Source organism: Aquabacterium sp. (genome assembly GCF_044226965.1).
Taxonomy (GTDB): domain Bacteria; phylum Pseudomonadota; class Gammaproteobacteria; order Burkholderiales; family Burkholderiaceae_C; genus Pseudaquabacterium.
This window is the reverse complement of record NZ_JBGAGA010000011.1, coordinates 67,839-82,352: the sequence shown is the minus strand read 5'-3', so window position 1 is coordinate 82,352 and position 14,514 is coordinate 67,839. Positions and strand designations below refer to the sequence as shown.

Annotated in this window: 12 protein-coding genes; 9 read left to right on the top strand and 3 right to left on the bottom strand. The window is 66.0% G+C overall.

Features of this window, described 5'->3' with window-relative positions; translation table 11 throughout:
• Window positions 1-8: 8 nt before the first annotated feature.
• The gene (locus tag ACILR4_RS07410; RefSeq protein ID WP_395700202.1) at window positions 9-602 is read right to left on the bottom strand and encodes a DUF4230 domain-containing protein; all 594 of its coding nucleotides are present in this window, start codon (window positions 600-602) and stop codon (window positions 9-11) included.
• Between the two features lie 961 nt (window positions 603-1,563).
• On the opposite strand from ACILR4_RS07410, the gene ACILR4_RS07405 reads away from it, so the two are divergent.
• The 7 genes from ACILR4_RS07405 (at window position 1,564) to qatD (ending at window position 9,261) form a co-directional block, all read left to right on the top strand.
• A complete protein-coding gene (locus ACILR4_RS07405) occupies window positions 1,564-2,592 on the top strand; it encodes an SAV2148 family HEPN domain-containing protein (RefSeq protein WP_395700201.1) in 1,029 nt (342 codons plus the stop codon).
• Between the two features lie 44 nt (window positions 2,593-2,636).
• Window positions 2,637-3,911, top strand: a complete 1,275-nt coding sequence (locus ACILR4_RS07400; protein ID WP_395700200.1) for a phospholipase D-like domain-containing protein — start codon at window positions 2,637-2,639, stop codon at window positions 3,909-3,911.
• Window positions 3,911-4,468, top strand: a complete 558-nt coding sequence (locus ACILR4_RS07395; RefSeq protein ID WP_395700199.1) for a gamma-glutamylcyclotransferase — start codon at window positions 3,911-3,913, stop codon at window positions 4,466-4,468. Before ACILR4_RS07400 ends, ACILR4_RS07395 begins: the two co-directional genes overlap by 1 nt.
• Window positions 4,469-4,503: 35 nt before the next feature.
• Window positions 4,504-6,372 (top strand): P-loop NTPase fold protein, encoded by a 1,869-nt coding sequence (locus ACILR4_RS07390; protein WP_395700198.1) that lies wholly within the window; start codon window positions 4,504-4,506, stop codon window positions 6,370-6,372.
• 311 nt (window positions 6,373-6,683) lie between these two features.
• Window positions 6,684-7,250: a Qat anti-phage system associated protein QatB gene (gene qatB / locus ACILR4_RS07385; protein WP_395700197.1), complete on the top strand. Its 567-nt coding sequence runs from the start codon at window positions 6,684-6,686 to the stop codon at window positions 7,248-7,250.
• Window positions 7,247-8,524: a Qat anti-phage system QueC-like protein QatC gene (gene qatC / locus ACILR4_RS07380; RefSeq protein WP_395700196.1), complete on the top strand. Its 1,278-nt coding sequence runs from the start codon at window positions 7,247-7,249 to the stop codon at window positions 8,522-8,524. The genes qatB and qatC overlap by 4 nt, the downstream gene beginning before the upstream one ends.
• On the top strand, window positions 8,521-9,261 hold the full coding sequence (qatD, locus tag ACILR4_RS07375; RefSeq protein ID WP_395700195.1) for a Qat anti-phage system TatD family nuclease QatD: 741 nt from the start codon (window positions 8,521-8,523) through the stop codon (window positions 9,259-9,261). Before qatC ends, qatD begins: the two co-directional genes overlap by 4 nt.
• Before the next feature lie 278 nt (window positions 9,262-9,539).
• Here qatD and ACILR4_RS07370 read toward each other — a convergent pair whose 3' ends face one another.
• Complete coding sequence (locus tag ACILR4_RS07370) at window positions 9,540-9,941, bottom strand: VOC family protein (RefSeq protein ID WP_395700194.1); 402 nt, start codon at window positions 9,939-9,941, stop codon at window positions 9,540-9,542.
• Window positions 9,942-10,088: 147 nt separating this feature from the next.
• Between ACILR4_RS07370 and ACILR4_RS07365 the strand changes: the two genes are divergently transcribed.
• Together ACILR4_RS07365 and ACILR4_RS07360 are read left to right on the top strand one after the other, a co-directional pair.
• Complete coding sequence (locus ACILR4_RS07365; RefSeq protein ID WP_395700193.1) at window positions 10,089-10,574, top strand: cupin domain-containing protein; 486 nt, start codon at window positions 10,089-10,091, stop codon at window positions 10,572-10,574.
• Entirely contained in the window at window positions 10,558-13,221 is a 2,664-nt protein-coding gene (locus ACILR4_RS07360; RefSeq protein ID WP_395700192.1) for an ATP-binding protein, read from the top strand. Before ACILR4_RS07365 ends, ACILR4_RS07360 begins: the two co-directional genes overlap by 17 nt.
• 16 nt (window positions 13,222-13,237) lie before the next feature.
• On the opposite strand, the gene ACILR4_RS07355 is transcribed toward ACILR4_RS07360, so the two are convergent.
• Window positions 13,238-14,494, bottom strand: a complete 1,257-nt coding sequence (locus tag ACILR4_RS07355; protein ID WP_395700191.1) for a D-amino acid dehydrogenase — start codon at window positions 14,492-14,494, stop codon at window positions 13,238-13,240.
• Window positions 14,495-14,514 lie beyond the last annotated feature (20 nt).

The following is a 14,514-nucleotide window of genomic DNA, read 5'->3' as shown; positions in this document are numbered from 1 at the left end:
GGCACAGCCTAACGCCAAGCAATTCTGATCTTCCAGCCCGTAGCGGATACAACAGGCCGGAGGACGGATTCCGCGCTCCTCTTCGCTGCGGCGAGCAGTTCTGGCGCTCCGCAGGCAGCTTCAATATCACCCTGCCCCTTCTGGAGTGCTTGGTTCATTGCGTTCGTTTGACGTGCAGTGCCAGGCATCAGCGCAGTTATGCCATTGGTGTCGACCTGATAGAAGTAGGAGCCCCCAGCTTTGGGATCGTGATTGAGGCGCGCGGATAACACCTTGGGGATTGGCAGTGAAAGCGTGGCAGTCTTGGAAACTTGAACAGTCTGTTCGTACTTGGCCAGATTGAGATCCGTTCCCAGAAGACACTCACCGCGAGCGATCAAGAGGACGCGGGTTCCACCCAAACTGAATTGCCAATTGACCCACGGAATACCTTGGGTAAGCTGCTGGTTGAACTCTATGACATTGGAGTAGTTGACCCGCAGTGTGGTGAGCGTTCCCATCTCCTGGACGGACAAGACTGGCGGAGCCGACGCGGGTAGCTCTTCCGGCTTGATCTTCCATGCAACCACGGCGGAGAGCGCAGCAACGATCAGCGTGATCAACCTGTCTTGCATGTGTCGGGTTTACCTCAATCTTCGGCGTATGCCGCCAACAGATTGTGCGCGCCAAAAGTCACCAGCCTGATGATGGGGTTTGCCCTGATTCGATAGAGCGATCCCGGTTCAAGTCGCCGATGGTCTACCTCGGATGCGATGGCGGGCATTGACGCTCAGCGGCGCCCCCCGTCAGCCTCCGAGCCAGAGCGGGCCTCAGACCCTTGCAGCGGGATGTCAGCTATAGGTAGTGGCTCCCGAAGGTTGTTCTTTTGTGGCAGCCAGCAGTTGTAGGACAAACATCGGCTCTTCGGCTCGGCCAAGGCCAGGCCGGCCGCCAAGATGGGAATAGAGCGAGTGACCGGCAGCTCCTGGAGCCGAGGGAGCAAGTGCCTCTGAATAGCCTTGTGCTGACGTCGAACGTTGCAGGACCGCTGTGCAGCCGTTGCCGCCTTTAGCCGGTGCCCCGTCGCCTGACAGCTTGCGACCCAACGCCGTCGACCGAGCGCCTTTCGACCGACGTCCGGTGTACCCAGTTTTAGCGACATTCCCTTGTAATGCCGGCGAGATCGACCGGGTCAAAGCGGTCGTTGCACCGAGAACACTGGCGCGTGCCATCCGCCAACAGTCTTCTGTCGGAACACGCCAGCGCAAGTACCCAACGCAGGCAGGGAGTCAACTCACGGCACCGGCCATGAATGGTCATCCGTAAAATCGCTCCAATCCGGTCACTAATGACGCTCTGCACATTCCTTGCTCAGATGGGATAGCGGAGGCGTCGGGCCGAGCGACGTGACTTCGCGGGAACGCGTCGTCCCGCACCACCCCGATCTCGCGTGACGGGACGGTGCGGAACCAAGCTCAGAGGTCAATCTGCAGCAGCGTTAGAGTCCGGCTTCTGGTGTGGAGCACGAAGACAGCGCCCTGGCGTGCTGTGCTATAGGGTGAGGATGAGGGAGGTACACGTGCGATGACGGACCAAACGGAAGGACCGCTCTTCGGCATCTCGGAACTTTCGCCCGACGTGCTCGCGGCCTACGCGCATCTCTGGCAGTTGGAAACCTGGCTCCGCCGCCTGGTCTACGTGCAGCTTCGCGCGCTCGACGGCGATGCTTGGGAATCAAAGATCAGGGCGGGAAAGGCGGTCGGTCCCAAGACCAACGACAAGCGGATGACGCACATGCCGACGCCGGAGGACGACGTGCTGAGTTTCGTCCAGCTTTCTGAGCTGCAGCGCGTCGTCGCCGACCATTGGCACCTGTTCGAGGCGTACCTGCCGCCGAGGACGATCTGGGAAGCGAAGCTTGAAGAGGTGGTCGCGATCCGGCACCGGGTCGCGCACTTCCGTACCCTGCACCGCGACGACCTGGCGCGCGTCAGGCAGTTCCTTCGCGACATCGATCAGGGCTTCTGGCGCTTCTCCACGTCATACAACGACGCGCATCCTGTGCTGCCGCAGTCAAATGATCCAGTCGTCGCGCACTTCCTCCCCTTCGATCTCTTCGCGTGGACGGAAGTTGAAGACAAGAAATGGGCGCGCATTGGCCATGCCGATCCCGCCGAGCGGTTCACGATGACGGTCGAGATCCTGCGGATGCCGTGGGCCATGTGGAGGGTCCCCATCGCACACCAGCCGGGCTTCCTCTATGACGTGAACATCGTGGTCCGCGGCCAGTGGCACTACGACTACCGCAGGCTGCTGAAATGGACGGAGGCGCAGCACAAGCACGCCGTGCATCTCTGCGTCGACAGCGGCGCGAAGACATTTCGGGTCACGCTGCCTGCGGTCCTCGGTGAAGCCAAACTCATCGAGATCATTGAAGCTTTCCGCGAGGGCGCGCAGAACGGCCTGGTGCCCGGTCTCGACGACCGGCCCGCAGTCGTCATGGAAGCGATGGCAGCGGCGCTCCCGGAGTCCGTTTTGGGGCCGCAGAACCCCCTCACTTTTCTTTCGCCCGACATGCCCTGCGCGTTCTTCCAGGGGCTGGACGAACGCTGACAAGGGGCTAGCGGCAAGAATGCTACGACGAGGAGTGTTGCTGTATGGAGGGCGTTTTTGCGAATCGGACCGCGCACCGTGACTTCATCACCAATGAGCTGCAGCGCTGTGGCGTTGAAGGCCGGGACGTGTTCGTCGCGGTCGCCTTCTTTACCGAGGCCGAGGTCGTGCAGCGGTTTCTGGAGAACGGCTGCAGTGTCTGGCTGATCGTGCGGCTGGGCTTCCCGACCAACCCGTATGCGCTGGACAAGGTCAGGGATCACCCGAATGTGAAGCTCCGCGTCTACAGCGGTCGCACGTTTCACCCCAAGCTCTACATCTTCGGCGACCAGATCGCCCTCGTCGGTTCGGCCAATCTGACCAATGCTGCGATCACCGGAAACCAGGAAGTGATGGTCAGCATCAAGGCGGAGGACGAGCGCTTCGTCGAGCTGGCGGCGATCTTTCAGGACTACTGGGACGGGGCCGACGTGCCGACGCCCGAGATGCTGAAGCTCTACGAGGAGCTGTACCGCCAGTTCGAGAGGCACGACAACGCGGCCGAGATGCTGGCGCGCGAGGCGGCGGAGAAGCTCGGCAATACCTCACCTAACAACATCGACCGTGGCAAGAAGAAGCCTGCCACGCAGTCGCTCTTTCTCTCACACTTCCGCAGGGCCTATCAGGAAGGCGTCGCCGCGTTCAGCCTCGTTCGGCGCGTCTACGAGGCGAGCGGCTACCGCAAGGCAAGCGAAGCCGACATCCCGCTGCGCCTTGAGATCGACTCCTTCATCAGCTTTGTACGCGAACGCGAGGCGATCGGCGAATCCTGGCAGACCGGACCGTACCGGACGCCCGCCGAACAGGAGCCGTTGATCCGGGCACTGATCGAGCGCTGGAAGGAGACGCCCTGGCCGCATTTCGTGAACAAGATCGTCGGCGAGAACTACCCGCGCCTGAAGCGCGTGTTTGCGGACCGGGCCTCCCTCATGGCGGCCGACGACGGGACGCTGTTCGACGCCCTGGCGACACTGCACAGCTTCCACGACCGCTTCCGCTTCTTCGAGGGCGGTCTCAAGACCTGGCGCGAGGTCTTCCCGAAATCCAATGATCCGAAGCGCGCGCGAGAGTCCCTCGCCTACCTCGTCTTCGGCGATGGTGACATCGTCGAGCGGATGGCGAGCCTGATCTACGACCCACGCTACAAGCTCAATGAGTTTGGCCGGGCCAACGTGCAGGAGCTGATCGGCTGGTGCAACCGCGAGGAGCTGCCGATCCTCAACGGCCGCACGACCAAGGTCCTGCGCTTCTTCGGATCGAAAGTCACGCAGGTGCAGTGATGACGAGAAGCAATGCTGGCGACGGGCGCGTTTGGGCATTCGGCTACGGCTCGCTGATGTGGGATGGTTGGGAAGCCCGTCTTAGCTGCCTGGACAAGCTTGTCGCGACACTGCCCGGCTACCGCCGTGCATTCAACAAGCTGTCGCAGAGAAACTGGGGCACAAAGGCCGCGCCGTGCCCGACGCTGAATCTGCTGCCAGACCCGACCGCAACATGCCGGGGAATGGCGTTTGCCTTCCCTGCGGCCAGCAAGGACGGGCTGCTGGCTTACCTCGGCGAGCGCGAAGGCAAGAACTTCGCGCTGCAGCCGCTCCCGATCCACATCGCCAGCGGTGAAACTGTCGAAGCGTTCGTCCCGCTGTACACAGGAAAGAACCTGTGCGGCGAACTGAGCTTCGACGAGCGAGTACGCATGATCCTGTCGGCACAAGGGACGGATGGCACCGGCATCAACTACGTCTTCGGGATCGCTTCGAAGCTCGAAGAGATGGGCATCGTAGATCCGGCTGTGAAGGAGCTGCAGGCGGCTCTGACTGCATGGGCAGCCCGCGTGTAGTCCAGTACATCATCACAACGACGGAGGAGACGAGCATGTGGCAGGACTGCGAGGCCAAGGTCGACCTGCTGAACTTCACGCTGGTCGCGAACGCGGCCGCCGAGCTGATTCGTGACTCGCGCGGAGCGCCCGTGACCATCGGTGTGTCCGGCGGGTGGGGTGCAGGAAAGTCCTCTCTCGTGAAGCTGGTCGGCGCGACCCTCGAAGTTGAAAAGGACGCGGGCAAGAAGTACATCTTTCTCGAGTTCAACGCTTGGCTGTATCAGGGCTTTGACGACGCTCGCCAAGCGCTCCTCCAGTCCGTGACGGACCGCCTGCTCGAAGTGGCTCAGGAACGCAAGTCCTTCGTTGAGGAGGTACTTGCGCTGCGTCACCGCGTCAAATGGCTCAAGCTGGGTCGAATCGCGATGCCGACCATTGCTGGCCTGGTAGCCGGCACGGCACTCGGCGGGCCACTTGGCGCCCTGATTGGCGCCGCCGGCGGCCTCATGCGCAGCGTCGACGACGCCAGCCGCGAAAGGGAGCTGAACTCGCTCAAGGAAGCGTATGCACAGCTCCAGCCCGAGCTTGCGAATGTGCTGAAGGAGCGGCCTGCGGATTCTTTGCCAAAGGAAATCCAGGGGCTACGAAACGCGTTCGAGGACATACTTGAGAAGCTCAAGGTTACGCTCGTCGTCTTGGTGGACGACTTGGACCGTTGCCTGCCGAACACTGCAATCGCGACCCTTGAAGCGATGCGGCTGCTCCTGTATGTGCCCCGGACGGCCTTCATCATCGCCGCGGACGAGCAGATGATTCGAACCGCCGTGCGCGTGCACTTTGGAAGCGCCGACATCTCGGACGACCTCGTCACCAGCTACTTCGACAAGCTCATCCAGGTGCCGCTGCGCGTTCCACGCCTCGGCATCAATGAGGTGAAGGTCTACGTGGCCTTGCTCTTGGCGGAGCTAGCCGAGCGACGTGGGAAGCTGAAAGCCCAGGCACTCGCCACCGCCCAGGCCTCGCTGCTTGAGTCGCTGAAGCGTGCATGGTCTGGGGGCATCACACACGATGTCTTAAAGCGCGCCTTCGGCGAGAGCGCCACATCGGTGGCTACCGAGCTCGACATGGCAGAGCAGCTCGCGCCCCTGCTCGTCAGCGCAGAGCAGATTGCCGGCAATCCGCGCCTCATCAAGCGCTTCCTGAACAACCTGGCTATTCGAGACACGCTTGCGAAGGCGCAGGGGATGACCACAGGCTTCGACGCACTCGTGAAGATGCAGCTGTTCGAGCGTTGCGCTTCAAGCGCCGCGTTCGAGTACCTGGCCAAGAAGGTCTCGTCGCACGATGAAGGGCACCTCGACGGTCTTGCTGACATCGAGTCTGCGCTGCGGAAGGGGGAAGAATACAAGTCTCCTCCAGACCCCAGTTGGGCAGGCAACTTCTACGAGCAGTGGCTGAAGCTCGACCCGCCGCTTGCCAAGACAAACCTGAAGCCCTTCCTCTATCTCAGCCGCGACCGCGCACCATCCTTGGCGTCCTATGACGAGATGTCACAGGAGGCACGCGCTGTGCTGGAGGGTGCATTGAAGGCAGACCAGGTGTTGCCTGGACTTGTCGCGCAATTCAGGACTCTCTCCGAGCAGGAAGCCGAACGTGTACTCAATCGGTTGGTTCGCCGAGCAAGGTCTGACAACTGGAGCGGCGCCTCGGTCGCCCGCTTTTTCAACTGCACGGACGCGCATCCGAATCTCGGCGGCCAGTTGGTCGCAGCGCTGCGAGAGATTGGCGCAAAGCAGCGGCCGCCACAGGTGGGCCCGCTTCTCGTGAGCAAGCCGTGGGCGACCGAACTGGTGGCACAGTGGAAGGACGACAAGGAGACACCCGAGCAGTTGCGCAGGCTGCTCGGGCTCAGGGGGAAGTAAGCGTGGGTACGTCAACCTCAAGCGCCGGCCCTGGGCCTGGCGTAAGCCTCGACCCGCCCTGGCTCGATGACATCGGTGGTGGCGCGGGCCCGGGAAGCTCACCTCCCGGTGGCTACGCGCAGCCTGGTAATGGCGAGGATGCTCCGCAGGGGCCGAACACACCGCCCGGGACTCCTGGGCCTGCTGCACCGCCACCGCAAGTTGCGGCGGCAGGACGCTTCGGGTCAGCACGCCGAAACCTCTCCTCGTTCGCCCGTTCAGGAGACACCCAGTCCCTAGGCCGCGCCATCGGCCACTACTCTCGAAGTGGCATGGGTGGCTCCGGGCAGGCTGCCAATAGGATGCGCGCCTCGACGCGCGCTGGCGCGGGCCTCGTTTCCTTCCTGCAGCAGGTCGGCAGCGGCGCAACGGCCGAGGTCCGCCGGTGGGTCAGTGACCTCTTGGCGTCGGCACCCTCAGCAGACGCTGTCGTCGATGCCATTGTGGAGGCCATCATGCCTCCGGGCGGCAGCACCGACGAAGAGGCGATTCGCGATTCGATGGCCATTGCGCTGTCTGATTTGATGGTGCTGTCCCCTGACTGCGACCCGCTGCGCATGAATGCGGATAACACGTGGACCTTGATGCAGCTCTACCTGAGCCAGGAGGTTTGCAGCCGGCTGCGATTCGACATGGGTCAGGCATTCGAGAGTGCCAAGCTGACCCCGGCTTTGGCTGTACAGCGCGAGATGGAGATGCGGCAGTTCGTACGCAACGAGATTGGGGTTCAGCTTGCCGAATTACGCCGCGCAACTCCGAACCCAAGCCAGCATCAACTCGATGGCCTCATGCGCGAAACACTGCGTCTGACGTTCCAGGTGTACGAGGGTCTTGTATGACAAGAGTCGTCTGCGTACACCCGGACCAGCTGCCCGACGAGCTGCTGCCGGGCGTTGACTACTTCACCGTCTATCGGAGCTCGGGGAGCGAGCGCGTCAGCACAGTCGGCACTGGCCTCCTCTATGACCTCGACAAGAATGGCCTTTGTCCGCCCGCGACGGCCTGGGACTTCACTACCTTCTCGCTGGCAGTGTCTGCCGCAGACCAGTCAGTAGCGCGCAGTCGATCTCCTGATGGCTGGACTCGGGTGATGGAACTATCCGTTGCCTTGGCGGACCCCGCACCGTTCCAGGCAATCTCCACGACCCTGGAGGGCATGCTCAGATATCTCACAGGAGACTTTTGGACGCTCGACTTCGTCGAGGGCGGAGAGCCCGCTCCAAGGTCCACGGCACCGGTGCTCTACGAAGCGGACTGTGTGTCGCTCCTGTCGGGCGGTGTTGATAGCCTGGTCGGCGGCATCGACCTTGCATCAGGAGGCGCGCGTCCCCTTTATGTGTCGCAGATGGCAAAGGGGGACTCGGAAACGCAGATGCACTATGCGCGGCAGCTAGGTGGCTCCGAGAGGCATTTCCAGTGGAACCAGAACATCCGCGTCAACCACACGACAGAACGTTCAACACGAGCCCGGTCCATCGTGTTCTTTGCGTTCGCGGTTCTCGCTGCCGCGGAACTCCACGCGCAGACCGGTGGAACAGTCCCGGTCTACGTGCCGGAAAACGGGTTCATTGGCCTGAATGTGCCACTGAACGCCGGAAGAACTGGAAGCCTCAGCACAAAGACTACCCATCCTGTCTTTCTCACAAAGCTCCAGGAGGTACTGTCGTCGCTGAGTCTCCCCGTCTCGCTGGTGCGCCCGTACGCCTTCAAGACAAAGGGCGAACTGCTGGCAGAGTGCTCGAACCGAGGGCTGCTGACCCGGCTCGTAGGAAGGTCCACCAGTTGTGGCCGCTATGGCTACTACAACTACACGCACTGCGGGCGATGTGTGCCGTGCCAAGTCAGGCGCGCGTCATTCTTGGCCTCCGGTATCCCGGACACCACGCAGGCCTACTACTTTCCAAATCTTCGAGTGGCAGGGCGCAAGTCCGGTGCGAATGACATCGGAGCTGTAGCTGCCGCGGTGCTTCGCCTAGAGCGAGACGGCCCTCGAAGCCTAACCGCCGGGCAGTTGAGCTTTGCCGCGCCCTCCGAGCGCGCTGGGTACGAGCGTGTGGTCGTTCGTGGATTACAAGAGCTTGGGTCATTGCTGAGGAACCAAGGCGTCCTGTGATTGACTTTCACTGCCACCTGGACCTGTATCCAGGCGCCCTCTCCTTGCTGCCTGAGGTAGAGCGGCGAAACGTCTTCACCTTCGCGGTCACGACTAGTCCGCGCGCATTCATCGCCACCTCACGGGTGTTTCAAGGCAGGCCGAACATTCACGTGGGGCTTGGGCTGCATCCGGAGGTGGCTGCTGCGAAGGCCACCGAGCTAGAGCAACTCGTTGCCCTCGTTCGCCAGTCATATTTGGTAGGTGAGATTGGGCTGGACGGGTCGCCGCGGTTCCGAGACTCGCTGCCGATCCAACGGCGAGTGTTTGAGGCTGCGGTAGCAGCCTGTCGTGCCGAAGGTGGTCGTGTCATGAGCATCCACTCCCGCGGGGCGGAGGCAGAGGTGCTCGCCATACTCGTCCGCAACCGGAGCGCGGGTACGCCGGTGCTTCACTGGTTTTCCGGCAGCCATGGAGAGCTGCAAACGGCCGTCAGCCTAGATGCTTGGTTCAGCGTCGGTCCAGCAATGCTGCGGAGCGCCCGAGGTCGACAGTTGGCTGCGCTCATGCCGAGCAACCGCGTCCTTCCGGAGACTGACGGCCCGTTTACCCTAATGCAGGGGGTACCCTTAATGCCATGGCAAGCCTGGGAGGTTTGCAGTCCTCTTGCCGAAGTCTGGGGGCTCTCAAGACAGCAGGTCCGCGACCAGATGCTGCAAAACCTGAGGGCCTTGCTGCCCGACGTCGAGGTCGGCTAGATTGCCAGCCCTGCCCCGGCAGTTGGCATGCAGCAGGCGTGCTTCGGCATCCGTTCTGCGTTTCAAGTCGCACACGGTCCCGAGGTCATGTCTGCAGTACCTCGACATCCGACGCTCACCTAGCGTCCTTCCTCGAAACTGAATGACCGCAATTGGCTGAATGCCGATATGCAGAAGCAGCGGCGCGAATGTCGACGATGAGTCTCAAGCGGCGGCAGATTCTCGGCAGCAAGGAGGCCGCCCCGCACTCGTCCGCGATCCGACCGCGAGAGCCGCCGTCACGTACGACCTTGCGCCGCGCTGTCCTGCATCAGGCGCGATGGCCAGCCAATGCGGACCAGAAGGCCGTCCGGACCACAGACCCCGACCTCGTAGAGCCCCCATTCGCGGTGACGCAAGACGCCGCCGGGACGGATGATGAGGTCGTCTACCCTCGCGGCGATGGCATCGACCTCCGGCGTCCGGATGAAGACACCGAACGGGTTGTGCTCTTCTGGCACGCGCCAGGGGCCGCTCCCCGCTTGCGTTAGGTGCACTTCGCAGCCCCAGCCCGTCATGATGATGTAGTGGGCATCACCCCCCGTGCGCTCGAAGCCCAGGCGCTCCCAGAACGGCACGGCGGCGGCCAGGTCGTTGCTCGGCACGATGGCGAAGGCGCCTACGGTGGCAGGGATGGGCATGGGACGCTCCGATGGGGCGCTGACTCTGGCGAACGAGCTTACTCGCTGCCCTGCCCTGCCACCTGCGACGCGCTTCAGCCAGTCGGCCGATCCCAGCGACATGTCCCCCGCGCGCCCCGCCCACCGCTCTTGCGCTACAACGTCGCCATGAGCACCACCCCCACCCCCAAACCAGTCGCCCTGCGCGCCCTCGACGCGCCCCCACGCCTCAAGCCCAGCAACTACCCCGAGCCGTTCGCCTCGCGCATGGGCGGGCGGCTGAAGCGCCCGCTGGGCGACCTGTTCGGCCTGAGCAACTTCGGCGTGAACCTGACGCAGCTGGCGCCGGGCGCGATCTCGGCGCTGCGGCATGCGCACACGTTGCAGGACGAGTTCGTCTACATCCTCGAAGGCCACCCCACGCTGCGCACCGACGAGGGCGCCACGCCGCTGGCACCGGGCATGGTGGCCGGCTTCAAGGCCGGCAGCGGCAATGGCCACCAGCTGGTGAACGAGACCGACCAGCCGGTGCTGTACCTCGAGATCGGCGACCGCACGCCCGGCGACGAGGGCAGCTATCCCGACGACGACCTGCAGGCCGTGCTGCAGGACGGGCAGTGGCGCTTCACGCACAAGGATGGCCGGCCCTACTGAAGCTGACGGCGGCGCGGCCGAGGACCTGGTCTTCGGCCGCTTCCGCCTGAGCCTGTCGCAGCGCCGCCTGTGGGCCGATGGCGAGCCGGCCCGGCTGGGGCCGCGCGCGCTCGACGTGCTGCTGGCGCTGGCCCAGCGCCGCGGCAGCATCGTCGGCAAGAACGAGCTGCTGGACATCGTGTGGCCGGACACGGTGGTCGAGGAAAACAACCTGCAGGTGCACATCTGGGCGCTGCGCAAGCTGCTGGGGCCCGAGGCCATCATCACCATTCCCGGCCATGGCTATCGCTTCAGCGCAGCGGCCACGGGGCCGGCGCCGGCCGTGGGGGTGGCGCCGCCGCAGCAGCAGCCGGCGGCTGCGGACGGGGCGGCGCCGCAGCGCCCGCGCCTGGCCAGCCACCTGCCCGCGCAGCTGCCCGCGCTGATCGGCCGCGATGCCGACCTGGACGCGCTGGTGCCGCTGCTGGGCACGCAGGCGCTGGTCACCATCGTCGGGGCTGGCGGCATGGGCAAGACGCGGCTGGCGCAGCGGCTGCAGCAGGTGCGCCAGCCGCTGCATGCCGATGGCGCCTGCTGGGTCGAGCTGGCCGGCCTGTCCGACCCCGCGCTGGTGGTGGGCGCGATGGCCAGCGCGCTGGGCATCGGCCTGGGCAATGGCGATCCGCTGGCCGGGCTGGTCAGCGCGCTGAAGCCGCTGGATGCGCTGCTGGTGCTGGACAACGCCGAGCACCTGGCCGACGAGGTGGCGCGGGTGGTGCAGGCGCTGCTGGAGGCCCTGCCGCGGCTGCACCTACTGGTCACCAGCCAGGTGCCGCTGAAACTGCCGGCCGAGCATGTGTTCCGGCTCGGGCCCTTGTCGGTGCCGGGTGACGAGGTGCCGCTGGCCGAGGCCCGCGGCCATGGCGCGATCGCCCTGTTCACGCAGCGCGCGCAGGCGGCCGACCGGCTGTTCATGCTGACCGAGCAAAACCTGCCCGCGGTGCGGCAGGTCTGCGCCGGGCTCGATGGCCTGGCGCTGGCCATCGAGCTGGCGGCGGCGCGGCTGCCGCTGCTGGGCATGGCGCGGCTGGCCGCTTCGCTGGACGAGCGGCTGCGGCTGCTCACGCGCGGACAGCGCGGCGCGCCGCCGCGGCAGCAGACGCTGCGTGCGGCGCTGGACTGGAGCCTGGCGCTGCTGCAGCCCGCGGAGCAGCGGGCCTTCCGCCGCCTGGGCGTGTTTGCCGGCGGCTTCACGCTGGACATGGCGCGGGCCGTGGTGACCGATGCGCCGGGCACGCCCGGCAGCGCCGCCGAACCCGCGCTGGACGATTGGGACGTGGTGGACGCGCTGGGCGTGCTGGTCGAGCGGTCGCTGGTCACCACCGACGGCATTGCCGGCGGCGCGCTGGCCGATGCCGCGGACCCGCCGCCGCGCTACCGGCTGCTGGAGACGGCGCGCGCCCATGCGCTGGAGCAGCTGGCGGCGGCCGGCGAGCAGCCCGCGCTGCGGCGCCGCCATGCCCACGCCGTGGCGCACCTGCTGGCCGACGCCGATGCGCAGGCCTGGGCCGGCCGCATCGGCCTGGACGCGGCCTGCGCGCGGCTGGAACCCGAGCTGGACAACGTGCGCGAAGCCATGGCCTGGGCGCTGGCGCACGACCCCGCGCTGGCGCTGGCGATGGCCCCCGGCATGGACCTGGCGCTGACGCGCGACCGCCGGCCCGAGGCGCGGGCGATGTGGGAAGCCACCGGCGCGCTGGCCGCAAGCCCGGCGGCCGAGGCGCTGGACGACACGCTGCGCGCGCGCTGGTCGCTGGCCTGCGCGGCGTTCTGGGCGCTGCACAAGCCGGTGCCCAGCATCGCGGCCGCCAACGAAGCGCTGGCCCGCTTCGAACGCCTGGGCGACCCGCAGGGCTGCTACCTGGCGCTGGCCGTGGGGGTGCTGAACCGCACGCCCGAAGCCGAGGCGCCCTACCCGGTCCACCGCGCCGCGCTGCAGCGGCTGCAGGCGCTGGAACAGCCCGGCTGGCCGCCGCGCGTGCTGCATGCCGGCGCGCGGGCCGAGTTCTTCCTGGAACTGTTCTGCCGCGATGTCGAGGCCACCTCGGCCGCCGCGCAGCGCTGCCTGGTGCTGGCGCAGGCGATGGGCGACGGCGCCGGCATCAATGCCGCGCTGCTGAACCTGGCCGACCTGGCGCTCACCGCCGGCCGCGCCGCCGACGCGGTGCGCCACGGCCTGCAGCTGGAGCAGCGGCTGGCCGGCCTGCGCGCGGCGCAATCGAACCTAGCCTTCGCGCGGCTGAACCTGACCGCTGCCTGCCTGGCGCTGGACGACACCGCGCTGGCGCGCCAGGTGGCGCAGCGCGGCTGGCCGATGGCGCCACTGTTCGACCTGCAGGACTCGTGGTCCGACAGCCTCTCGCTGCTGGCCGCGCTGGAAAAGCGCCCGCGCTGTGCCGCTCTGTTACGGGGTTATGGCGACGCGGCCTACGCCCGCAGCGGTTTCACGCCCGAAGCCAACGAGGTGCGCATTGCCGAGCGCGGCCTGGCGCTGATGCAGGCCCAGCTGGACGAAGCCACCTTCACCCGCCTGCGCGCGGCCGGCGCCCACCTGGCCGATGCGGATGTGGCGGCGCTGGCGTTTGCGGAGGGGGATGCGGGTGGGTGAGTGGCGTGCGGCGGCCTCAGCCCGCGTAGCGCTCGATCGTCAGCCCCTCGGTGTCGATCTCGGGTTTCCGGCCGTCCATCCAGTCCGTTAGCAGCCGACCGGTGCCGGCGGCCATGGTCCAGCCCAGCGTGCCGTGGCCGGTGGCCAGCCACAGGCCTTCGATGCGGGTGGGGCCGACGATGGGCGTGCCGTCGGGCGTCATCGGGCGCAGGCCGGTCCAGAAGCTGGCCTTGGCCACGTCGCCGCCCTTGGGGAACAGGTCGGTGACGACGAATTCCAGCGTGCGGCGCCGGCCTTCGTCCAGCCGCAGGTCGAAGCCCGAGAGCTGCGCGGTGCCGCCCACGCGGATGCGGTCGCCCAGGCGCGTGACGGCCACCTTGTGCGTCTCGTCCATGATGGTCGACTCGGGCGCCTGGCGCGCGTCGGTGATCGGCACCGTGATCGAGAAGCCCTTCACCGGGTACACCGGAATGCGCAGGCCCAGCGGCGCGAGCATGGCGGTGGAATAGCTGCCCAGCGCCAGCAGCGTGCGGTCGGCGCTGACCAGGCCGGCCTCGGTCTCCACGCCCTTGAGCTTGCCGCCCTCGGCCACCAGCCGACGGATGGGGGTGCCGAAGCGGAACTGCACGCCCGCGGCCTGGGCCAGCTCGGCCAGCCGGTTGGTGAACAGGAAGCAGTCGCCGGTCTCGTCGCCGGGCAGGCGTAAAGCGCCGACGAACTTCTCCTGCACCTCGGCCAGCGCGGGCTCGTACTGCAGGTAGCCGCTGCGGTCCAGCAGCTGGTAGGGCACGCCGTACTGCTGCAGGATCTCGATGTCCTTGGCGGTGCCGTCCAGCTGCTTCTGGGTGCGGAACAGCTGCAGCGTGCCCTGCATGCGCTCGTCGTAGGCAATGCCGGTGTCCGCGCGCAGCTGCACCATGCAGTCGCGGCTGTACTCGGCCAGCCGCACCATGCGCGCCTTGTTGACGCGGTAGCGCGCCTCGGTGCAGTTGCGCAGCATGGCCGCGCCCCAGCGCCACATCGCAGCGTCGAGCATCGGCTTGATGACCAGCGGGCTGTGGTGCATCAGCAGCCACTTGATGGCCTTGAGGGGCACGCCGGGCCCGGCCCAGGGCGCCGAGTAGCCGGGCGACACCTCGCCGGCATTGGCGAAGCTGGTCTCGAGCGCCGGGCCGGGCTGGCGCTCCAGCACCGTGACCTGGTGGCCGGCCTTGGCCAGGTAGTAGGCCGTGGTGGTGCCGATGACGCCGGCACCGAGAATGGTGATCTTCATGGGGCGCGAGCCTAACCCAA